This window comes from Cytobacillus sp. FSL M8-0252 (genome assembly GCF_038007345.1).
GTDB classification, from domain to species: Bacteria; Bacillota; Bacilli; order Bacillales; family Cytobacillaceae; genus Cytobacillus; species Cytobacillus kochii.
In genome coordinates, this window is record NZ_JBBOWZ010000001.1 from 4,557,296 (window position 1) to 4,575,592 (window position 18,297).

17 protein-coding genes are annotated in these 18,297 nt (G+C 37.5%); 3 read left to right on the top strand and 14 right to left on the bottom strand.

Annotated features, from left to right (window positions below; genetic code table 11):
• Nucleotides 1-7: 7 nt before the first annotated feature.
• Nucleotides 8-811 carry an ABC transporter permease gene (locus tag MKX83_RS23025; RefSeq protein ID WP_095371470.1) on the bottom strand — a complete coding sequence of 268 codons (804 nt, stop codon included), beginning with the start codon at nucleotides 809-811 and terminating at the stop codon, nucleotides 8-10.
• A gap of 205 nt (nucleotides 812-1,016) precedes the next feature.
• Between MKX83_RS23025 and MKX83_RS23030 the strand changes: the two genes are divergently transcribed.
• Nucleotides 1,017-2,357, top strand: a complete 1,341-nt coding sequence (locus MKX83_RS23030) for a YjiH family protein (RefSeq protein WP_095371469.1) — start codon at nucleotides 1,017-1,019, stop codon at nucleotides 2,355-2,357.
• 64 nt (nucleotides 2,358-2,421) lie between these two features.
• Here MKX83_RS23030 and MKX83_RS23035 read toward each other — a convergent pair whose 3' ends face one another.
• From MKX83_RS23035 to MKX83_RS23065, 7 genes are all read right to left on the bottom strand, one after another.
• Entirely contained in the window at nucleotides 2,422-2,754 is a 333-nt protein-coding gene (locus MKX83_RS23035; protein ID WP_095371468.1) for a hypothetical protein, read from the bottom strand.
• Nucleotides 2,755-2,884: 130 nt separating this feature from the next.
• Nucleotides 2,885-3,361 (bottom strand): Cys-tRNA(Pro) deacylase, encoded by a 477-nt coding sequence (ybaK, locus tag MKX83_RS23040; RefSeq protein ID WP_095371467.1) that lies wholly within the window; start codon nucleotides 3,359-3,361, stop codon nucleotides 2,885-2,887.
• 48 nt (nucleotides 3,362-3,409) lie between these two features.
• The gene (locus tag MKX83_RS23045; RefSeq protein WP_340976938.1) at nucleotides 3,410-5,071 is read right to left on the bottom strand and encodes a glycoside hydrolase family 13 protein; all 1,662 of its coding nucleotides are present in this window, start codon (nucleotides 5,069-5,071) and stop codon (nucleotides 3,410-3,412) included.
• 20 nt (nucleotides 5,072-5,091) lie between these two features.
• Nucleotides 5,092-5,988, bottom strand: a complete 897-nt coding sequence (locus MKX83_RS23050; protein WP_307316435.1) for an NAD(P)/FAD-dependent oxidoreductase — start codon at nucleotides 5,986-5,988, stop codon at nucleotides 5,092-5,094.
• A gap of 417 nt (nucleotides 5,989-6,405) precedes the next feature.
• Nucleotides 6,406-6,693, bottom strand: a complete 288-nt coding sequence (locus MKX83_RS23055) for a hypothetical protein (protein ID WP_341058243.1) — start codon at nucleotides 6,691-6,693, stop codon at nucleotides 6,406-6,408.
• Between the two features lie 128 nt (nucleotides 6,694-6,821).
• The gene (locus MKX83_RS23060) at nucleotides 6,822-7,403 is read right to left on the bottom strand and encodes a hypothetical protein (protein WP_341058245.1); all 582 of its coding nucleotides are present in this window, start codon (nucleotides 7,401-7,403) and stop codon (nucleotides 6,822-6,824) included.
• A 10-nt stretch (nucleotides 7,404-7,413) separates the two neighbouring features.
• Nucleotides 7,414-8,589, bottom strand: a complete 1,176-nt coding sequence (locus tag MKX83_RS23065; protein WP_095371462.1) for a ParM/StbA family protein — start codon at nucleotides 8,587-8,589, stop codon at nucleotides 7,414-7,416.
• Between the two features lie 724 nt (nucleotides 8,590-9,313).
• On the opposite strand from MKX83_RS23065, the gene MKX83_RS23070 reads away from it, so the two are divergent.
• Nucleotides 9,314-10,801 carry a peptide MFS transporter gene (locus MKX83_RS23070; protein ID WP_095371461.1) on the top strand — a complete coding sequence of 496 codons (1,488 nt, stop codon included), beginning with the start codon at nucleotides 9,314-9,316 and terminating at the stop codon, nucleotides 10,799-10,801.
• A gap of 49 nt (nucleotides 10,802-10,850) precedes the next feature.
• On the opposite strand, the gene MKX83_RS23075 is transcribed toward MKX83_RS23070, so the two are convergent.
• On the bottom strand, nucleotides 10,851-11,840 hold the full coding sequence (locus MKX83_RS23075; protein WP_341058248.1) for an ornithine cyclodeaminase family protein: 990 nt from the start codon (nucleotides 11,838-11,840) through the stop codon (nucleotides 10,851-10,853).
• 83 nt (nucleotides 11,841-11,923) lie between these two features.
• Nucleotides 11,924-13,213: an MFS transporter gene (locus MKX83_RS23080; protein ID WP_341058251.1), complete on the bottom strand. Its 1,290-nt coding sequence runs from the start codon at nucleotides 13,211-13,213 to the stop codon at nucleotides 11,924-11,926.
• Nucleotides 13,214-13,559: 346 nt separating this feature from the next.
• On the opposite strand from MKX83_RS23080, the gene MKX83_RS23085 reads away from it, so the two are divergent.
• Entirely contained in the window at nucleotides 13,560-14,729 is a 1,170-nt protein-coding gene (locus MKX83_RS23085; protein WP_095373575.1) for an MFS transporter, read from the top strand.
• 27 nt (nucleotides 14,730-14,756) lie between these two features.
• Here the strand turns inward: MKX83_RS23085 and MKX83_RS23090 are convergent, their stop codons facing one another.
• From MKX83_RS23090 to MKX83_RS23105, 4 genes are read right to left on the bottom strand one after another with little or no spacing between them, the layout of a single operon-like run.
• Entirely contained in the window at nucleotides 14,757-15,596 is an 840-nt protein-coding gene (locus MKX83_RS23090; RefSeq protein ID WP_322909872.1) for an ABC transporter permease subunit, read from the bottom strand.
• Nucleotides 15,596-16,384 carry a phosphonate ABC transporter, permease protein PhnE gene (phnE, locus tag MKX83_RS23095; RefSeq protein ID WP_095371457.1) on the bottom strand — a complete coding sequence of 263 codons (789 nt, stop codon included), beginning with the start codon at nucleotides 16,382-16,384 and terminating at the stop codon, nucleotides 15,596-15,598. Before phnE ends, MKX83_RS23090 begins: the two co-directional genes overlap by 1 nt.
• Nucleotides 16,385-16,395: 11 nt before the next feature.
• Nucleotides 16,396-17,157 carry a phosphonate ABC transporter ATP-binding protein gene (phnC, locus tag MKX83_RS23100; protein ID WP_095371456.1) on the bottom strand — a complete coding sequence of 254 codons (762 nt, stop codon included), beginning with the start codon at nucleotides 17,155-17,157 and terminating at the stop codon, nucleotides 16,396-16,398.
• Nucleotides 17,158-17,178: 21 nt separating this feature from the next.
• Nucleotides 17,179-18,204 (bottom strand): PhnD/SsuA/transferrin family substrate-binding protein, encoded by a 1,026-nt coding sequence (locus MKX83_RS23105; RefSeq protein ID WP_095371455.1) that lies wholly within the window; start codon nucleotides 18,202-18,204, stop codon nucleotides 17,179-17,181.
• Nucleotides 18,205-18,297: the final 93 nt, after the last annotated feature.

Genomic DNA, 18,297 nt, shown 5'->3' on the forward strand with positions numbered 1-18,297 from the left:
AATGTACTTATCCCCCTTGAACAACAACCTTCTGCGATGCTTTATTCCATACTAATCTTAAAAAGATATATGTAACGACCACCCAAAACAACTGAACCCCAATAGAAGTAAGGATTTGATATCCTGCAATCTCACCTATAAAGATTGCATTTGGAATGTAATAAATACCTTGAAAGGGCAAGTATGAGGCAAAGCTCGCGAGCCAACCTGGGAAAAACCACAATGGAATAACCGAACCAGATAGTAATGACATCGCAAAATAAAAGATATCCTCAACTCCGCCGGTTTCTACTAGAAAGAAAGTTAATAATCCAAAGGCCATTTCAATACAATAACGAATTAAAAACCCAATAAAAGCGGCAAATGAAAAAGCTAACCAGATAAGTGGATCGTTAGGTAATGAAAGGTCCATGAAGAAAAATAATATAATATACAAAGGTAATAGTGCAGTAATCATATAGAAAAACACACTACCAAAGTCTGCGAATAAATAACGTAAAGGCACATCAAAAGGACGCATTAATTCCAATGAAATATCACCCGTACGCACTTTCTCTTGTATTTCCCAGAGAGGAGTCCCAGCCCCGTTTACACCTGAGAGAAATTGACTTACTACAATATATGTAAGCATTGCTTGAAAACTGACGCCACCAGCCTCTTCTCTACCCGCATATAACGCTGTCCAGATAGAACCCCACATTAAAAGAAAGATCACATTAGAACCGAGTCTAGACCAGACATCAAATCGGTACACAGCCGAACGTAGAAAAGACTTTTTGGCAAACGTCCAATACAATCGATAATTGAACATCTACTTCCCACCTGCTTCTTTAAAAATCACGTCATCTGCAAACATTTTAACATAATTTTACTAAGACTCACCCCTTTAGTTTGACAATTATTAAAATTGACAATAGAATAACATCTCTACCATTTTTAAGTATAAGGTTGGCAATTAATATAGAATGAATTAAAATGTAGTCTGACTTATTTTTATTAGAAGGAGACATCAACTGATGCGTAAATATAAATTATCGGATATGTTGACCTTCCTCATTCCGTCAATTCTAGGTATCTTATTCTTTATGATTCCTATTAGTATTGATGGGGAAGTAACAATTCCTATCGCTATATTATCCGGCTGGATACAGGATTTATTAAATGGATCTATTCCACTTATTATGGTCGTTATTATTGTCCTTACTTTAGTAGGAACTTTGATTGCCAAGATTTCTCCTGCTATATTCAAAAACTCACCCTTTTTAAATAACCTATTCAATGTCACATATGGATGGGTAATTGTCCGCTTCATCGGGGCTGTATTTGCTGTTCTAACATATCTTCAATGGGGAGTTGAAGCAGTTTGGTCTACAGCTACTGGTGGACTTTTATTATTTGATCTATTGCCCGTTTTATTTAGTGTATTTTTATTTGCCGGCTTACTTTTGCCGTTATTAGTCAATTTCGGTCTACTAGAGTTATTTGGTTCTTTACTTACCAAGGTAATGAGACCACTTTTCAAACTACCAGGTCGTTCAGCAGTCGACTGTGTTGCCTCTTGGATTGGAGATGGTACAATCGGAGTGCTTTTAACAAGCAAGCAATACGAAGAAGGCTTTTATACAAAAAAAGAAGCGGCTATTATTGGAACTACTTTTTCTGTTGTGTCTATCACTTTCAGTCTTGTTGTTATTTCTCAAGTTGGCTTAGGGGATTACTTTATTCCTTTCTACTTAACCATACTAGCAACAGGGATCATTGCAGCATTCATTATGCCTCGTATCCCACCACTTTCAAGAAAAGCGGATACTTATTATAAAGAGAAAGCAAAAGAAGCAGATGAGGACATTCCTAAAGGCTATAATTCTTTTACTTGGGGTATTGATTCTGCGATTAATAGAGCAAAGAAAAATAAAGATGTTAAGGCTTTCTTCACCGATGGCTTTAAAAATATTTTAGATATGTGGATGGGTGTTGCACCAATTGTTATGGCCCTCGGCACACTCGCGTTAATTTTAGCTGAATATACGCCTATCTTCACTTGGATAGGAATGCCATTTATTCCTATTTTAGAGCTTTTAGGACTACCTGAAGCTGCTGCCGCATCTGAAACATTATTCGTTGGGTTTGCAGATATGTTTTTACCTTCTGTCATGGGGGCAGGAATAGAAAGTGAAATGACACGGTTTGTCATCGCTGCTCTATCCGTATCACAGCTCATTTATATGTCTGAAGTTGGTGGATTACTACTAGGTTCTAAAATTCCTGTATCTTTCTTTGACTTAGTATTAATTTTTATTCTTAGAACAGTTATTGCTTTACCAGTTATTACATTGGTTGCTCATTTTATTTTTTAACCCCGTTATTCTTTCTCGGGAAATAATTTTATTCGCCACCTGTCATTCCTAACAGGTGGCGTTTTTATATACATTGAATAGATTGAACTTTTGATAGATGTATAACTAAAAAGATCCATCGGTTATGATAAAACCTCCAACCATACAACGTTTGCCCCTTTACGAAGGTTGGACAAAACCAAAGTTGTTCTCCATTTTTAAGCGCCATACAGTGAATACGATATAATCCTTTCACACAAATTTGTTTCAAAATGAATTCAGGTTGTTCTTCAGGTAGATTGGGCATTTTTTTTGGCGGTTTATAAGAAGGGGGCGTTTGCTGGAATGTACCTATATCCATATTTTTTAACAGTTTCCCTTTAATACCTTTTGGTTCATGTACGTTAAAATGACTCATATTAATCACCTCATGCACATCTTATGTGAAAAGTGACTATTTGGACTCACACCTCTTTAGAAATTACTATAATCCCTATCCAGAAAACAAAAAAATGCCTGCAGTAACATCTTCTGAGGCATTTGGTATTTTATTGAGCGATCTCGTATAATTCTGCACTTGTCATTTTAATGAGGTCTTGCAACGTTAATTCTATCTGAGTACCTAATTTACCCCCACTAACAATCATACTTTTCAAATCCTTTGCTGATGCATCGATAATAGTAGGATATTGTTTTTTCATACCAATTGGTGAACAACCTCCACGAATATAGCCGGTAATCTTCTGAATATCTTTCACATGGATCATTTCAATTTTCTTCTCACCTGACGCCTTAGCAGCCTTTTTCATATCCAGTTCCTTATCGACTGGAATAACAAAGACATAGTTTTGTTTACTTGCACCGACTGTCACTAATGTTTTAAAAACCGTTTGACCTGATTTCCCCGTTTTTTCTGCCACCGAAAGACCATCTATTTTTCCATCCGCGACATCATAAGTCATGATCTCATAGCTTACTTTCGACTGATCTAATAACCGCATCGCATTTGTTTTTCCTTTTGCCATTCATCTACATCTCCTAGAAATAACGAAAAAATATATATTTATATTTGCTTATGTTCGATAAACTCTAGCTTCATATGGACGGAGTTCCATTTTCTTAGATAGCGATATATCGCCTTGTGCTTGATAGTTCCATAATAATAGCTTTGAACTATCCCTGACAAGTTGGTGATTTAAATTTAAAGTTACGTTACACTCAGACAGGTTTACTATAACCAGAAACCTCTGTTCTTCATCTTCTCTTGTATAAGCAAAAATCTGTTTATGATTTGGAAAAAGAAGATTATATTCACCCTCAATAAAAGTAGCGTGAGTTTTCCTTAAAGTAATCATCTCTTTGTAAAATTGCAATACAGAATGATTTGAATTTTTTTGGAGAGTAACATTGATTTTAGTATAATTTTCATTTGTCTCCATCCATGGTTTGCCCTCTGTAAAGCCTGCGTTTGAATCAGAACTCCACTGCATAGGTGTACGGCTATTATCACGAGAAGAAGCCCAGATGAGTTTCATAATCTCTTTGTGTGGCCAGCCTTTCTGTTGTTTGTCCTTATATAGATGATGAGTGAGGATATCATAATAGGAGGACATCCCTTCGAAGTGCACATTCGTCATGCCTATTTCTTGGCCTTGATAAATAAAAGGTGTACCTTTCATAAAGAAGTACATACATGCTAAGGCTGTGGCGCTTTCATACCAATAATCTTTATCATTTCCCCAAGTTGAAACAATTCTCGGCTTATCATGATTTTCGAGAAATAGAGCATTCCAACCGTCTGAAGCTAGCGCGACTTGCCATTTTGTTAATACTTTTTTCAGAGCAATGATATCCAGGATTGGGTTTTCTTCTGCATCCCATAAACCAAGATGCTCAAATTGAAAGACCATATCCATTTTTCCTTGATCTTTACCAACCCAAAGAAGAGACTCCTCTGCACTAACCCCATTTGCCTCCCCAACCGTAACGACTGGGTACTTCCCATACGTTTCTTTTTTTAATTCTAAAAGCCAATCATGTATTCCAGGTTGATTCATATGCTTCGAGAAAGAAGGAACATATGTCTCTTGATTAGTTGGAGGGATGTCTGGTAATCCTGGGCTTTTCTTGATATGACTAATCGCATCAATTCTAAAGCCGTCTACTCCTTTTTCTAGCCACCAATTGACTGTATCGTATAGTGCATGACGCACCGCTTGATTTTCCCAGTTTAAATCTGGTTGTTTTTTAGAGAATATATGCAAATAATATTCATCCGTTTCTTCATCAAATGTCCATGCAGAACCACCAAATATACTGGCCCAGTTATTCGGCTCTTGCCCATCTTTTCCTTTTCTCCAAATATACCAATCTCGCTTTTTCGATTCCTTGCTAACTTTCGACTCTATAAACCATGCATGCTCATCACTTGTATGGTTTAAAACAAGATCAATAATTAGTCGCATACCTCTTTGATGCACTTCTTCTAATAATTGATCAAAGTCATTCATTGTCCCGTATTCAGCTAGAATTGCTTGATAATTTGAAATGTCATAGCCGTTATCATCGTTAGGAGACTGATATATCGGACAAATCCAAATCAAATCAATCCCAAGTTCTTTTAAATATGATAGGCGTTGAATAATGCCTTGTATATCCCCAATGCCGTCCCCATTTGAATCTTGAAAGCTTCGCGGATAGATTTGATAGGCAATTGCGTTTTTCCACCAAGTCACATCCCATTCCTCACCTTCTACTAACGATTAATTAATGATTTATGAATCCATATGGCCGCCTGAGAGCCTTCACCCATAGCAATTGTCACTTGTTCTGAATGAGCCACAACATCACCAGCAGCCCAAACATGAGGGACATTCGTCATTTTCGAGCGCCCATCCGTTATAATATGCTGATTACCTAAACGTTCTACTCCTAATTTTGCTGCTAAGTCTGATTTTACATGATTCCCTCCATAAGCAATAAAACCCCTCTCACCTTCTACAATCTGCCCAGATTCCAATCGAACTCCCCGAAACGATGAGCCATCTGCCAATACTTCGGCTATTTTCTCTTCAATCACTTCGATTCCTAATTTCTCTAACTGTTGATAAGTTTGTGGATAAACTTCTTTTTTCTCATCATTAACGAATATTATTGAATTCGTCCAATAAGCAAGCGTCAATGCCATATTAGCACCCGTGTTTCCAGAACCCATCACAACCGTTGTTTTATCCTTCACCTCATACCCATCACAGTCTGGACACACGTACACAGTCAAACCTAGACATGGGCCGAGCGATTCATAAGGGGGAATATGGTCCATGATTCCTGTGGCAAGTAATAACCGCATGCCTCTATATTGCTTATTACTTCTTGTGTAAATAATGAACTCCTCTTCCTCGTATACAATGTCTACCACTCGTTCATCTTGATAATGAACACCATATTTCTCTCCATGCGCTCTTCCGATTTCCCTAAGATAAGGGCCGCTTACGCCATTAGGATAACCTAATATATTATGATAACTTTGACAAATTGACGATCGACCTTGATTATCATCTAGCACTAACACTCGGTGTTTATAACGACCTAATTGAATCGCTGCCTGTAACCCTGCGATTCCACCACCAATAATGATGCATTCGTATTTCATACTCCTCATCCCTCCTCATTTTCATCTTCGTATTGTTTCCAAACGGATGAAAAAAAATGAAAAAGGGCAACAAAAACTTATTATCCACAACAAATAAATTAACTTGTGGATAAATTATATATATTCACAGGGTTATACACATACGAACAAACGCTTGGTTTAATAGCTTTTTCCTGTGATATAAATAACTTCTTCCTTTGAGTCAATTTCACCTTTTTAAGTTATCCACTTTTTATTGTGGACAACTGTTGATAAGTGCTAATATTCTTTAAATTGTTTTCGAGCGATTTGATTTTTAACTTTTTAGTTACCCAGACTTGCGGTACACTCCTTTTTACTTTGTTTATTTCTGGAGGAGCTCTTCTTTTAGTCGCGATTCTTCCTTTTTCGCTACTCATTTCTTGGGGTACTCTCTTTTTAGTCGCGATTCTCCCCTTTTTCGCTACTCATTTCTTGAGGAGCTCTTCTTTTAGTCGCGATTCTCCCCTTTTCGCTACTCATTTCTTGAGGAGCTCTTCTTTTAGTCGCGATTCTCCCCTTTTCGCTACTTATTTCTTGGAAAGCTCTCTTTTTAGTCGCGATTCTCCCTTTTTCGCTACTCATTTCTTGAGGGGCTCTTCTTTTAGTCGCGATTCTCCCTTTTTCGCTACTCATTTCTTGGGGTACTCTCTTTTTAGTCGCGATTCTTCCTTTTTTGCTACTCATTTCTTAAGGAGCTCTCCTTTTAGTCGCAATTCTCTCTCTTGTTCCCAAATAAAAGACTTGTCCTCACAGCCCCACCCAACATGGGTTTAAAAATAACAAAAAGGTTGCCCACGTCGGCAACCTTTCTGCTATTTATTCATATGTGACAAAAAACCACCTAATAAATCATCAATATCTTCTTCTTCGGCTTCTTCCTTATGTGTTTCTAGTTCGTTTTTCTTCGCTTGATTCCAATCGAAACTATCTAGTTCATCTTCAAACGTCGCATCGTCAGCAGGTTCTTCCGCCGCAGCAGTTTCCTGCCATTCATCAACAGGGGTAACACCTGATTCTTCTTGCAAATATAATGCTTCATCGATATTAGCTGAGCCACTATTTAAAGAGGCTAATAATGCTGTGGCTCTGAGTGGGTCGGAAATAAGCTGATACACAATACTTCCGAGTAGTGCCTCAGAATGCTCATGTTTTAGCCAATCCTTTTGAACCTTTGTTAAGTGTTTCGGAAGTGGAATCGTAATAGCTTCTCTCTCATTACTCTTATTTTGATTGACTCCCGCAAGGACAATTTCTGCAACCTTACTAGAAAAATTTCTTCTCTCTGTTGTTTTTAATCTTTGTAGCTCTTTTAGTAAATAATCTGGTGTATCGGATGGTATTCGGAATGAAATTGACTGACCCCTTTTCAATTCCGAAGAAGCTGGTTTTTTCATCAAAACTCACCTAGTTTGATTTAACAGGTTTCTTATCCTGCTTATCTTTGTTTGTTCTTCTTGCATAATCTGCAACCAATTTATAATAGGCATTCGCCATCATCCAAATGCTTTCTTTTTCATCTTCAAAAAAGTCGATGTTAAAGCCATCTAAATTATTATTCAATGTCTTGAGGTAATCTTTTAGGACGATGGAACCACCACCAACAAAATAGCATATCTCAGTTTGCGAATTTTTTTGCCATACGTTTCTTAATAAACGATATTGCTTCTTCGCTAAGTCTAAAAGAATGCGATCTGTAATGTCATGAACGCTTGTGCGGCTACCTTTAACCATAATATGGTTGCGATTGTTTTTTCTTGTAATAATCTCCACGACATCGCGGCGACTATCAAGCTCTATACCATGTTTTGATCTTATTTCTTCTCTAATCGCTTCTAAAGATTCAGACACACCTAAATTAAAGCCCTGAGCTTTATCATCATCCACATTTCGATCTTTAATGACAGCGATATCTGTTGATAAACCACCAATATCTTGAATAAGTATGCGTTTATCTATTAAGTCTTTATTAATAATATTTAATTGATTGTCCATCACCAAATTAATGAATGCAGCAAAGCCTTCAGGATATACTTTAACATCATCAAATTTAATATTAACCTTTATCCCTTGGTATTTAGGTGTAATTAAAAATTCAACTTGATGAACAGAACCCATTAATTTAGAACGATAACCCGAATCCTTACCTTCTTTTGCTTCTCTCAATGGAAGTCCTGTACCTAATAAATAATTCGCATCAACCACATTACCAGATCTCTTAAATGTAGCTCCTTTTTCTTCATTAACTGCATCCAATGCCAATGCTGTAAATAACATGACCAATGTTTGATCTTCTTCAGATTTACTACTGCCTGGATCAAGCTCTGACGCGTTATCACTTTTGGTTGCTAAATGTCCCACACGATAGATTGCATTATTCTCTTTCAAAGCAGGGGAGTGGACACGAATATGTATGCCATCTAGCGGATCCTTACTATTTAGCTCTTCAATTCCAATGACTGGTCTATCCTCAATATCTCTTGCTACGACATTCGGTAAATTAAGCTCGTTCTCTACCTTACCAAAAATAGCTTTAAGCGAATCATTACCAACATCGACAGCCGCAATTCTTGCATTCGTCATCTCTTATCCAACCCTTTCATTCTCATAAATTTGAGTTAATAGTTTAAGAGTAATAGAGAATGAAGTATTAAGCAATGAAACAGGGAGAAAAGTTACCAAATCGTAAAAACGTAAACAAACAGCAAAATTACGCATACTTGTATACTTTAATGTTTACAAGAAGACAAAACTCGCACACACCTTGATATATCAACATGTATACATTTTTGCATACTTGTACACATAAGAACTATAATACGTAAACAATAACGTAAACTTGCATACTTATTTCGTTTACATGTATTCAATTACAGAATACATGTAAACACAAACCTCCCTACCTCTTAATTTGTTTATAAAAAATATTAAAGGGAACGATACTATCATGCCCTTAGGGAGGTCTATTGGAAGTGAATAAAAGATAGTATCAGAATCATTCAAGTAGAAAATACTATCAATGGTTTATAGTTCCCGCTAGTGGGTCTTCGGAATTCACATATAATTATCAAAATTTCCTGAAATGTAATCAACATGATTAGAATTTTTGATAAAGTTCACCTATTATAATTGTACCTAAAAACATATTATTTCATTATCAGAATAATCTTAATATAATTTTTTAAAAAAGGAGCATTCCCATTAAATCAATATTTATACGTTTATATGGCTAAAATATACTTATCTTTGATTTGACAAAAATCTGAAAAACATTATTATAGTATAAGTAAAAAAAGGAGGAAGTTATATGTCTGACGACAAACAACGTATTGTCGATAGTGTGCCTCAGAAGGGATTTTTTGGACATCCTAAAGGTTTATTCACACTATTTTTCACTGAATTTTGGGAGCGCTTTTCCTACTATGGAATGAGAGCCATCCTTGTTTTCTACATGTATTATGAAGTTTCACAAGGCGGTTTAGGTCTTAGTCAAACAACGGCTTTATCTATAATGTCTATATATGGTTCACTTGTTTACATGTCTGGAATCATTGGCGGTTGGTTCGCTGACAGAATATTTGGTACTTCTAAAGCTATTTTCTATGGCGGAATCCTTATTATGCTTGGACATATCGCATTGGCTATTCCTGGAAGCGTTGCCATGTTCTTTGTATCCATGGTATTAATTGTATTGGGAACTGGTTTATTAAAGCCTAATGTATCAAGTGTTGTAGGCGATATATATAGCGAAAATGATAGTCGCCGTGATGCAGGGTTCAGTATTTTCTATATGGGAATTAACCTTGGTGGTTTCCTTTCTCCTCTAATCGTTGGTTCACTAATGGATACAAGTTTCCATCTTGGATTTGGTGTGGCTGCGGTTGGTATGTTTGTTGGATTAGTCACTTTCCAAGTAACTAAGAAAAAATATTTAGGTCTAGCAGGTACTCAGGTACCTAACCCATTAGCACCAAATGAAAAGAAACGAGTATTTACACAAATAGGATTAGGTATTCTTATTGTTGCTATTCTAGTTGCTGTAGGTATTCCTACTGGATATTTAACATTTGAAAGTCTTGTCTTTATTGTCGGAATTTTAGGAGTAGGAATTCCAATTATATACTTTACTGTTATGTACAGAAGTAAGAAAACGACAGATGTGGAACGCTCAAGATTAATTGCCTATATACCTTTGTTCATTGCAGCAGTTATGTTTTGGGCAATTCAAGAGCAAGGTTCAACAATCTTAGCCAGCTATGCAGACAATCGTACGGATTTAGAATTTATGGGAATTACTATTTCCCCAGCATGGTTCCAATCTCTTAATCCTTTATTCATTATTGTATTGGCACCAATGTTTGCTTGGTTATGGGTAAAGCTTGGAGATCGTCAACCTACGATTCCACAAAAGTTCTCTCTCGGATTACTATTTGCAGGTCTTTCTTTTATCGTTATTCTTGTACCTGGATATTTCGCTTCAGAAGGTGCATTAGTAAGTCCACTTTGGTTAGTATTAAGTTATTTTATTGTTGTACTTGGTGAACTTTGTTTATCACCAGTTGGTTTATCAGCAACGACAAAACTAGCTCCAACTGCATTCTCTGCACAAACAATGAGCCTTTGGTTCTTAGCAAGTGCAGCAGCTCAAGCCATCAATGCACAAGTGGTTAGATTTTATTCAGCTGAAACAGAAGTACTTTACTTCGGTATTATTGGTGGTTTATCCATTGTCCTTTCAATCGTCCTTTTCTTGGTTGCACCAAAAATCCAGAAAAAAATGCGAGGAATTAAATAAATTCATAAAAAAGATGAACCTATACGACGGTTCATCTTTTTTCTTTTGCTTAAACCTCTACTTCTGTACCTATTCCCTGTTTTTTTGCTTTATCATATACAGCTGCTGCAGCTGCTAAGTCAAAATAAGCAGCTCCAACAGATTTGAAGAAAGTAATTTCTTCGTCTGATTCTCTTCCCTTAATGGTATGTGCTGCTAATTCTGTAAGCTCTCCATGTAGCTCATTAAAATGCCAATCACCTTTATTATTAGGAATAATAAAGTCACCAGCTTCTTCTTTTACACCTTCTATCGTATCAGCAACCACTTTACTCGCTCGTTTTAATGTTTCAACGTCCACTTCTTGCATATTAGGTAAATAGGATCCAATGCCATTGATATGTGTGCCTTGCTGCAAACTAGCTCCTTTGAATATTGGCTCCACTGCTCGTGTACTACAATTGACAATATCAGACCGTTTCACAGCATCATCAGGATCTGCTACCACTTCCACTTTCCCTTTATAATTTGGCAGGATCTCTCTCATTCGGTTATAAAAGTTCTCCGCTCTTTCCCTTGTACGGTTATATAAATATATATGATCAATATTTCTGACTTCGCATACAGCTTGTAGTTGCTCCTCTGCCATTGCACCACAACCAAGCACGGCAACAGATTTTGCGTCTTTTTTTGCTAAGTATTTTGTTGCGACGCCACTAAGCGCTCCCGTTCTTAATCTAGTTAAATAAGATGCATTCAGACAAGCCACGTGTGTACCGTTTTCTGTATCTGATAACAAGATGACACCTTGGGTTGTTTTTAACCCTTCTTTAGGGTTCTCAGGAAAGATTGTGACTATTTTTACTGCAGCTTTCTTCATTGTCTCCATTGCACTAGGCATATATAATGCCGATGCTTTTTTTGAAGGAATATCTAAAACAGTTCTTTGTGGACTCGCGATTTTACCTTGATGATGAGCAACAAGTGCTGCTTTCATATCCTCAATCGCATCTTTCATTACATATAATGTTTTAATTTCTTTCTCTGATAAAACAAGCATAAAAACATCTCCCTTACAGCTATTGACCACATCTCATAAAGCCCGATACGATGACGTACCGAGCTTTTTAAATTAACAATCTACTACATGGCTACATCTTGATCTAATTCTTGTTTACTTTTTTCACGTACAGCAATCATGGCAATAAGAGAAATCGCAGCACATAATATAATATATAATGCCACCGGTACATAGGAACCATTAAAGTAGGCCAGTAATGCAGTAGCGATTAATGGCGCGGTTCCACCTGCTACCGCAGCACCAATTTGATAACCTAATGTAATACCCGTATAACGAACATTTGATTTAAAAATTTCTGAGAACATTGTGCCTAAGACGGCTGTAATCGGTGCCCAGACAATCCCTAATCCTAATACAGTTGCAATGACAAGCCAAGTAACCGTTCCTTGCTGTAACATCCAAAAATAAGGGAAAGCAAAAACAGCCATTGTTATTGTACCACCAATATAGAGTTTCTTCCTACCGATCTTATCAGAAAGACTCCCCATGATAGGAATAAGAATAGTTGTAACAATGGTTCCTACTGTCACAGCATTTAGGGTCGCTGTTCTTGAAAAGCCCAATTCGCTCGTTGCATATGAAACGATAAACGTACCGAAAATATAAAACGGCGCGGTTTCTACTACTTTTGCTCCTACTGAAATGAGTACTTCTCTCCAAGACGTTTTAAATGTTTCAACAATTGGTATTTTAGCAATCTCTCCACTTTCTTGTGCCTTTTTAAACGATGGTGTTTCATCGATTCCTTTACGAATCCAAAGACCAAAGAAGACGAGTAATGCACTCATGATAAACGGAACACGCCAACCCCATGATAGAAACTGCTCTTCAGGTAATAATGTCATAATAGACAGCGCAATAGTTCCAAGAAGCATACCGATAGTTACCCCCATTTGTGGGACACTACCGAATAACCCACGTTTTTCCTTTGGGGCATATTCTACAGCTAATAAAACAGCTCCACCCCACTCTCCTCCGAGTCCAATTCCTTGGATAAGACGAAGAATAATCAGCAGAATAGGTGCCATGACACCAATGGTTTCATACGTTGGTAAGAAGCCCATTAATACAGTAGATCCACCCATAATGGTTAATGTTAATACTAATGTTTTCTTTCTTCCTACCCTATCACCAATATGACTGAAGATTACTCCACCAAGTGGTCGAATAAAGAATGCTAACGCAAATGAAGCATATGCCAACATTAAGCCGACTGTTGGGTCATCACTATGGAAGAAATATTCATTAAATACAAGAGCAGCAACCGTACCATAGAGAAAATAATCAAACCATTCAATCGAGCTTCCAACAAGGCTAGCAATTAATACTTTTCTATTCTGAGCTTTACTCATTCTAGCACCTCCCTATAATTATAAGAAATATCAAAATATTGTATTTTCAATATAATAGTATATTTATACAAAAAAATCTATAGTTTTCTAAAAAAAGTTCTTTTAACTTATTTAATTGGTTCATAATAGAATGAATGCCCAAGAAGCTATGCTAGTAAAAGATTTTCTCACCAAATCACTTTATAAGAATAATAATTAATAGATACTTCTTATTATCTGCACTAAATCCTTCATTACTGGACATAATAGAGGTATATAACTTTGATTTCCTACAGCACTTTCTTTTTCTCTGCCCTTATGATATTTATGTTATAGAGCTGTTATCAGTATTGGAGTGACTTTTGTGATCGAAAAGAAAAAAGCTTTACCTATCTTGTTTGCTGTTATGTTTCTCGTTATGTCCGGATTTGGTGTCATTATTCCGGTTATACCATTCTATGCAGAAGAAATTGGGGCAACCCCCTCGCAATTAGGTTTATTAATGGCCGTTTATTCACTTATGCAATTTATCTTCGCACCATTATGGGGACGTGTATCTGACCGTTATGGCAGGAAACCAGTCATGCTCATCGGCATATTAGGCCTCTCACTTTCGTTCTTCCTAATGGCTTTATCTAGTGAATTATGGATGTTATTTGTCGCACGCATCATCGGAGGAACGCTGTCTGCAGCAAATATGCCAACAGCGATGGCTTATGTTGCTGATATCACGACAGAGGAAGACCGTGCAAAGGGCATGGGGATGATTGGCGCTGCAACAGGTTTAGGCTTTATATTTGGCCCAGCAATAGGTGGGGTATTTTCCCAAGCAAGTTTAAGTACACCCTTTTATGTAGCAGGAACTCTCTCGCTCATTACGAGTCTTTTCGTCCTTTTTGTTTTAAAAGAATCGTTACCTGCAACAGGTACAGGCGAAGGTAGAGAGCGTCCTTCATTTTGGGAGGCGTTTAAAGGTACGACCTCCATTTTATTTATCTTGAATCTGTGCGTATCCCTGTCTCTTGCAGGATTAGAGGCTACCTTTGCTTATTTTGCTTTTCAAAAAGCAGGACTACAGCCAACAGAACTAGGTATCATTTTTATGATAATGGGCTTCGGTTCTGCTCTTGTTCAAGGCGGGTTAGTCGGTAGGCTATCTAAGAAATATGGAGAAGGAGCAGTCATTCAAGGGGGCATAATCGTCAGTGTGATTGGTATGGGGCTTATTTTAACATTAGATAACTTCTTAACCGCTGCAATCTTCCTTACGATTTTCGGAATGGGCAATGGCGCGATAAGACCTGCAGTGTCAAGTCTATTAACAAAATCAGCAAAAGGAGCGCATGGCAATATAACAGGGCTTTTATCCTCTTTTGATTCCTTAGGACGAATACTCGGTCCTCCTCTCGGCGGGTTATTATTTACTGTTTCGATTGGATTTCCTTATATTTCAGGAATGATTCTTTCCGTTTGTGCATTATTATTATTTCAAGTTTACCGTATGAAAGCACCAGGTAAAAAAAGCTTTGAAGCTTAAAAAAGGCTGTCTATGTAAGGCAGCCTTTTAATGTTGACTTGGAAAATAGCGTTTTTTGAGCTGTGTCGACGCAAGCTCTAATAGTATCGCAACAAGGAGAATACAATAGGTGATGAAACCAACTTCTCTTAAATCAAAGTAGAATCCCGATGCCATAAAGAGTTCAAAGCCAATGCCACCTGCCCCTGCGGCCGCCCCCATTGCAACAGCAACCGAAAAATTGATTTCAAAACGAAGAAATGTCCATGATAAAAGATAAGTCATTGTAGATGGTAAAACTGCATGAACGATAGTTTGCCACCAGCCAGCACCTGTCGACCGTAACGCTTCGAGCACCCCTTTATCAACTTCCTCAAATGATTCGGAGAAAGCTTTTACCAAATAGGCTACGGAATGGAACAGCATCCCTAAAACTGCAGCCGTACTCCCTAATCCAGCTGCAATCGCAAAAATCAAAACCCATAAAACCGTTGGAACCGCTCGTATGAACGCGACATACGTTTTAATAACTTTAGCTACACCTTGATTTGATAAGTTTTCCGCTGATAATAATGCAAGGAAAAAGGCAATTACGGCTCCAATTACTGTCGATAGAACGGCTAATGCTAATGTAACACCGACTTGATAAAACGCTTCACCCCAAGAAAAGTGATTCAAAGCTGGCGTAAGGAACATTGTCTGTAAATTGGTCATTGTCTCCTTTAATGCGGAAGTTAACTGAAAGCCGGTATAGTCAAAAAAAAGGAAGGCAACAACAGTTACAATGCCGAGGCTCCATAGAACGGCTTTTAATGTATAGTCAACCTTATTGCCTATTTTTATATTAATTCGACCCGTTTTACTGCGCTTTATATAGGCTATACCCATTATAAGATCACCTTTCTGATACGGTTCGATGTGAGTTCTATGGCGATGACTGTAAGGATAATTAATAATGTCACCAGCGCAACCGCTTCATAATTTAATGTCTTATAATACAGGTCAAACGTATAGCCGATGCCTGTACCTGTCAAAATACCAACCAAAGTTGCACTTCTTATATTCGTTTCGATCATAAACAACATCCAACTCAACATTTGTGGTAATGCCTGTGGAATAACAGCTTTGGAGATTACTTGAAAATATGTGGCCCCCGTCGCCGTTAAGGCTTCAAAAGACTTTAAGCCCACTTCATCAATCGTTTCCATAAACGCTCTCGTCAAAAAGCCAACTGTACCAACAAATAGGGCAAGAAATCCGGTTAGTGAGTTTTGTCCAAATGAGAGTAGAAGAATTAACGCCCATGCTACGACAGGGATATTTCTCGCGACAGAAGCTATTCCTCTAGATAAACCCGCCATTAAACCATTACGCCTCGTCGTTGTTGAACCCGATATTCCGAGGAAAAAAGAAATGAATGCCGCTATCGTTGTCGCAGCTACTGACATGAGAATGGTTTCAACCAATTTCAACATAATGTCAGGAAACTCACGCCAAGTATCCCCCGTAATCCATAAATTTTCAACCATCCATAGACCAGCTGTTGGAATAGCTAACAAGCTTTGATAAAAGTCAAATTGGACCATTTCAATCGATAACCATGTGAAGCAACAAACAATAATCAGTAAGAAGAGATGTTGCCATTTCCTACTTAATCGTTTTTGATCTGTTAACATATTCGCCTTCCTCATACCGTTATAAGCTCTCTTGTATCCATCCCATAGACTTCTCCAATGTGATGAGAGTCTAATTGTCTATTTGGCCCATTGAAAACTAAATGTCCTTTATTTAAACCGATAATTCTATTCGAATAGGATTGGGCTACTTCGACTTGATGGAGGTTAACGATACAAGTGATACCCATTTCTTCGGTAATAGACTTCAAATAATCCATAATGACCTTGGAAGAATGAGGATCTAATGACGCAATCGGTTCGTCACATAAGATGAGCTTCGGATCTTGGATAAGTGCGCGGCAAATTCCTACTCTTTGCTGTTGTCCTCCACTTAGTTGGTCACAGCGTTTATAAGCATGTTCAGCGATTCCCAGCTTCTCTAGGAGATAGAAAGCTCTTTCTTTTTCTTCTTCACTAAAAATACCGAACATTCCTTGTAAAGTCGACTTATATCCGAAGCGCCCATGAAGTACATTTTCGATAACTGTTAAACGTGGGACAAGATTATAATGTTGAAAGATCATCCCGATATTGGCTCTTTCTTTTCTCAATGACTTTCTGCCAAGTTTAAGAATGTTTTCCCCATTAAAAAGGATTTCGCCACTATCCGCTTCCACTAAGCGATTGATGCATCGCAGTAATGTTGATTTTCCAGCTCCTGATGGACCAATAACCGATAAAAATTCGCCTGTTTCAACAGTAAAATCGATATTTGTTAGTACACGGTGACCTTGATAGGATTTATTTAGTGCCCTAATTTCTAATAATGCCAAAGGATTTCGCCTCCTCATAGATTACTTAGATAGCTCTCTTATCGGGTTAAACCATTCATCATCTACTGGCGCCAATCTTTCTTCTCCAGACTTAAAGAATAAAGCCGATTGATCTGAGCCCTCAGGAACGAAGATTTTCTCATTATTTGCTACTTCGTCACTTGATAAGTAGTCTTGTAGCTTTTTGAAGCCTTCCTCCCCTAAAAGGTCGATATTGCCAACAAAAGGTGCATTTAAAACCGGCGTGACACTAATGAGCACAAATTCCTTACCCTTAACAAGACTAAATGGCTCAGCTGCATTATCTTTTACGCGATAAATCGAACCCGGACGATTCGCTTCGCCTTCCACAAGCTCAACATAATTTTCTACACATGTATCACAAAAAGCTGCTACATCAGCACTTCCCTTTAACAAATTAACCGCAGACCCTTGATGTGAATTGCCGAACAATACCTGAGAGAATAATGGGCCACCTTCCATTAAATCTTCTTCTGTTAAACTTTTATCGCTAAAATGGGCAATCAAATCAGAGGCAGGTACTTTAAATCCTGATGTGGAACTATTTGATACAAATGACATTTTTTTATCGGCAATTGTATCTAAAGAAAATTCCCCATTTTCTTTATAGTTATTTACATCATCAACATTGACAGCTAACCAGCTATGATAAACGGCATCGTCTAACGTGCCTGATTCTCCTGTTGAAACAACTAATGGTTGAATAGCGTCATTACGCTCTTTCGCCTCTATATAACCTTGTGCACCCATAAAAGCGAGCTCCGCATTGTTATTTACCATTGTCTCAATAGAGATCGCATAATCCGTTGTTAAATGGTGCTTCACTTCACGACCTGTTGCATCAGCAATTACCTCACCAATGTCATCTCTTGATGATTTCATATCTGATCCTGATTCACTTGGATACCAAACAATATCGACAACATCATCACTTGAAGAAGCCTCGCTATTTCCTTCTTCTGAGCAAGCACCAAGCAACAAAGTCAATAATACAAGCAGCAACCAACCATATGATTTTTTACCCATTTTCATTCACTCCCTTTATAAACGATTTAACTTATTTCACTTTTATTTAAGCATAATAATCTAAACAAAAGACTGAATTTACTGTCTTTTTAC

Coding starts and splice junctions, on each gene's coding strand:
- MKX83_RS23075 (WP_341058248.1), bottom strand. CDS start 11,840: ATGCTTGTTTTATCAGAGAAAGAAATTAAAACATTATATGTAATGAAA.
- MKX83_RS23105 (WP_095371455.1), bottom strand. CDS start 18,204: ATGGGTAAAAAATCATATGGTTGGTTGCTGCTTGTATTATTGACTTTG.
- MKX83_RS23050 (WP_307316435.1), bottom strand. CDS start 5,988: ATGAAATACGAATGCATCATTATTGGTGGTGGAATCGCAGGGTTACAG.
- MKX83_RS23080 (WP_341058251.1), bottom strand. CDS start 13,213: ATGAGTAAAGCTCAGAATAGAAAAGTATTAATTGCTAGCCTTGTTGGA.
- ybaK (WP_095371467.1), bottom strand. CDS start 3,361: ATGGCAAAAGGAAAAACAAATGCGATGCGGTTATTAGATCAGTCGAAA.
- phnE (WP_095371457.1), bottom strand. CDS start 16,384: ATGTTAACAGATCAAAAACGATTAAGTAGGAAATGGCAACATCTCTTC.
- MKX83_RS23060 (WP_341058245.1), bottom strand. CDS start 7,403: ATGAAAAAACCAGCTTCTTCGGAATTGAAAAGGGGTCAGTCAATTTCA.
- MKX83_RS23025 (WP_095371470.1), bottom strand. CDS start 811: ATGTTCAATTATCGATTGTATTGGACGTTTGCCAAAAAGTCTTTTCTA.
- MKX83_RS23030 (WP_095371469.1), top strand. CDS start 1,017: ATGCGTAAATATAAATTATCGGATATGTTGACCTTCCTCATTCCGTCA.
- MKX83_RS23035 (WP_095371468.1), bottom strand. CDS start 2,754: ATGAGTCATTTTAACGTACATGAACCAAAAGGTATTAAAGGGAAACTG.
- MKX83_RS23065 (WP_095371462.1), bottom strand. CDS start 8,589: ATGACGAATGCAAGAATTGCGGCTGTCGATGTTGGTAATGATTCGCTT.
- MKX83_RS23070 (WP_095371461.1), top strand. CDS start 9,314: ATGTCTGACGACAAACAACGTATTGTCGATAGTGTGCCTCAGAAGGGA.
- MKX83_RS23055 (WP_341058243.1), bottom strand. CDS start 6,693: ATGAGTAGCAAAAAAGGAAGAATCGCGACTAAAAAGAGAGTACCCCAA.
- MKX83_RS23090 (WP_322909872.1), bottom strand. CDS start 15,596: ATGGGTATAGCCTATATAAAGCGCAGTAAAACGGGTCGAATTAATATA.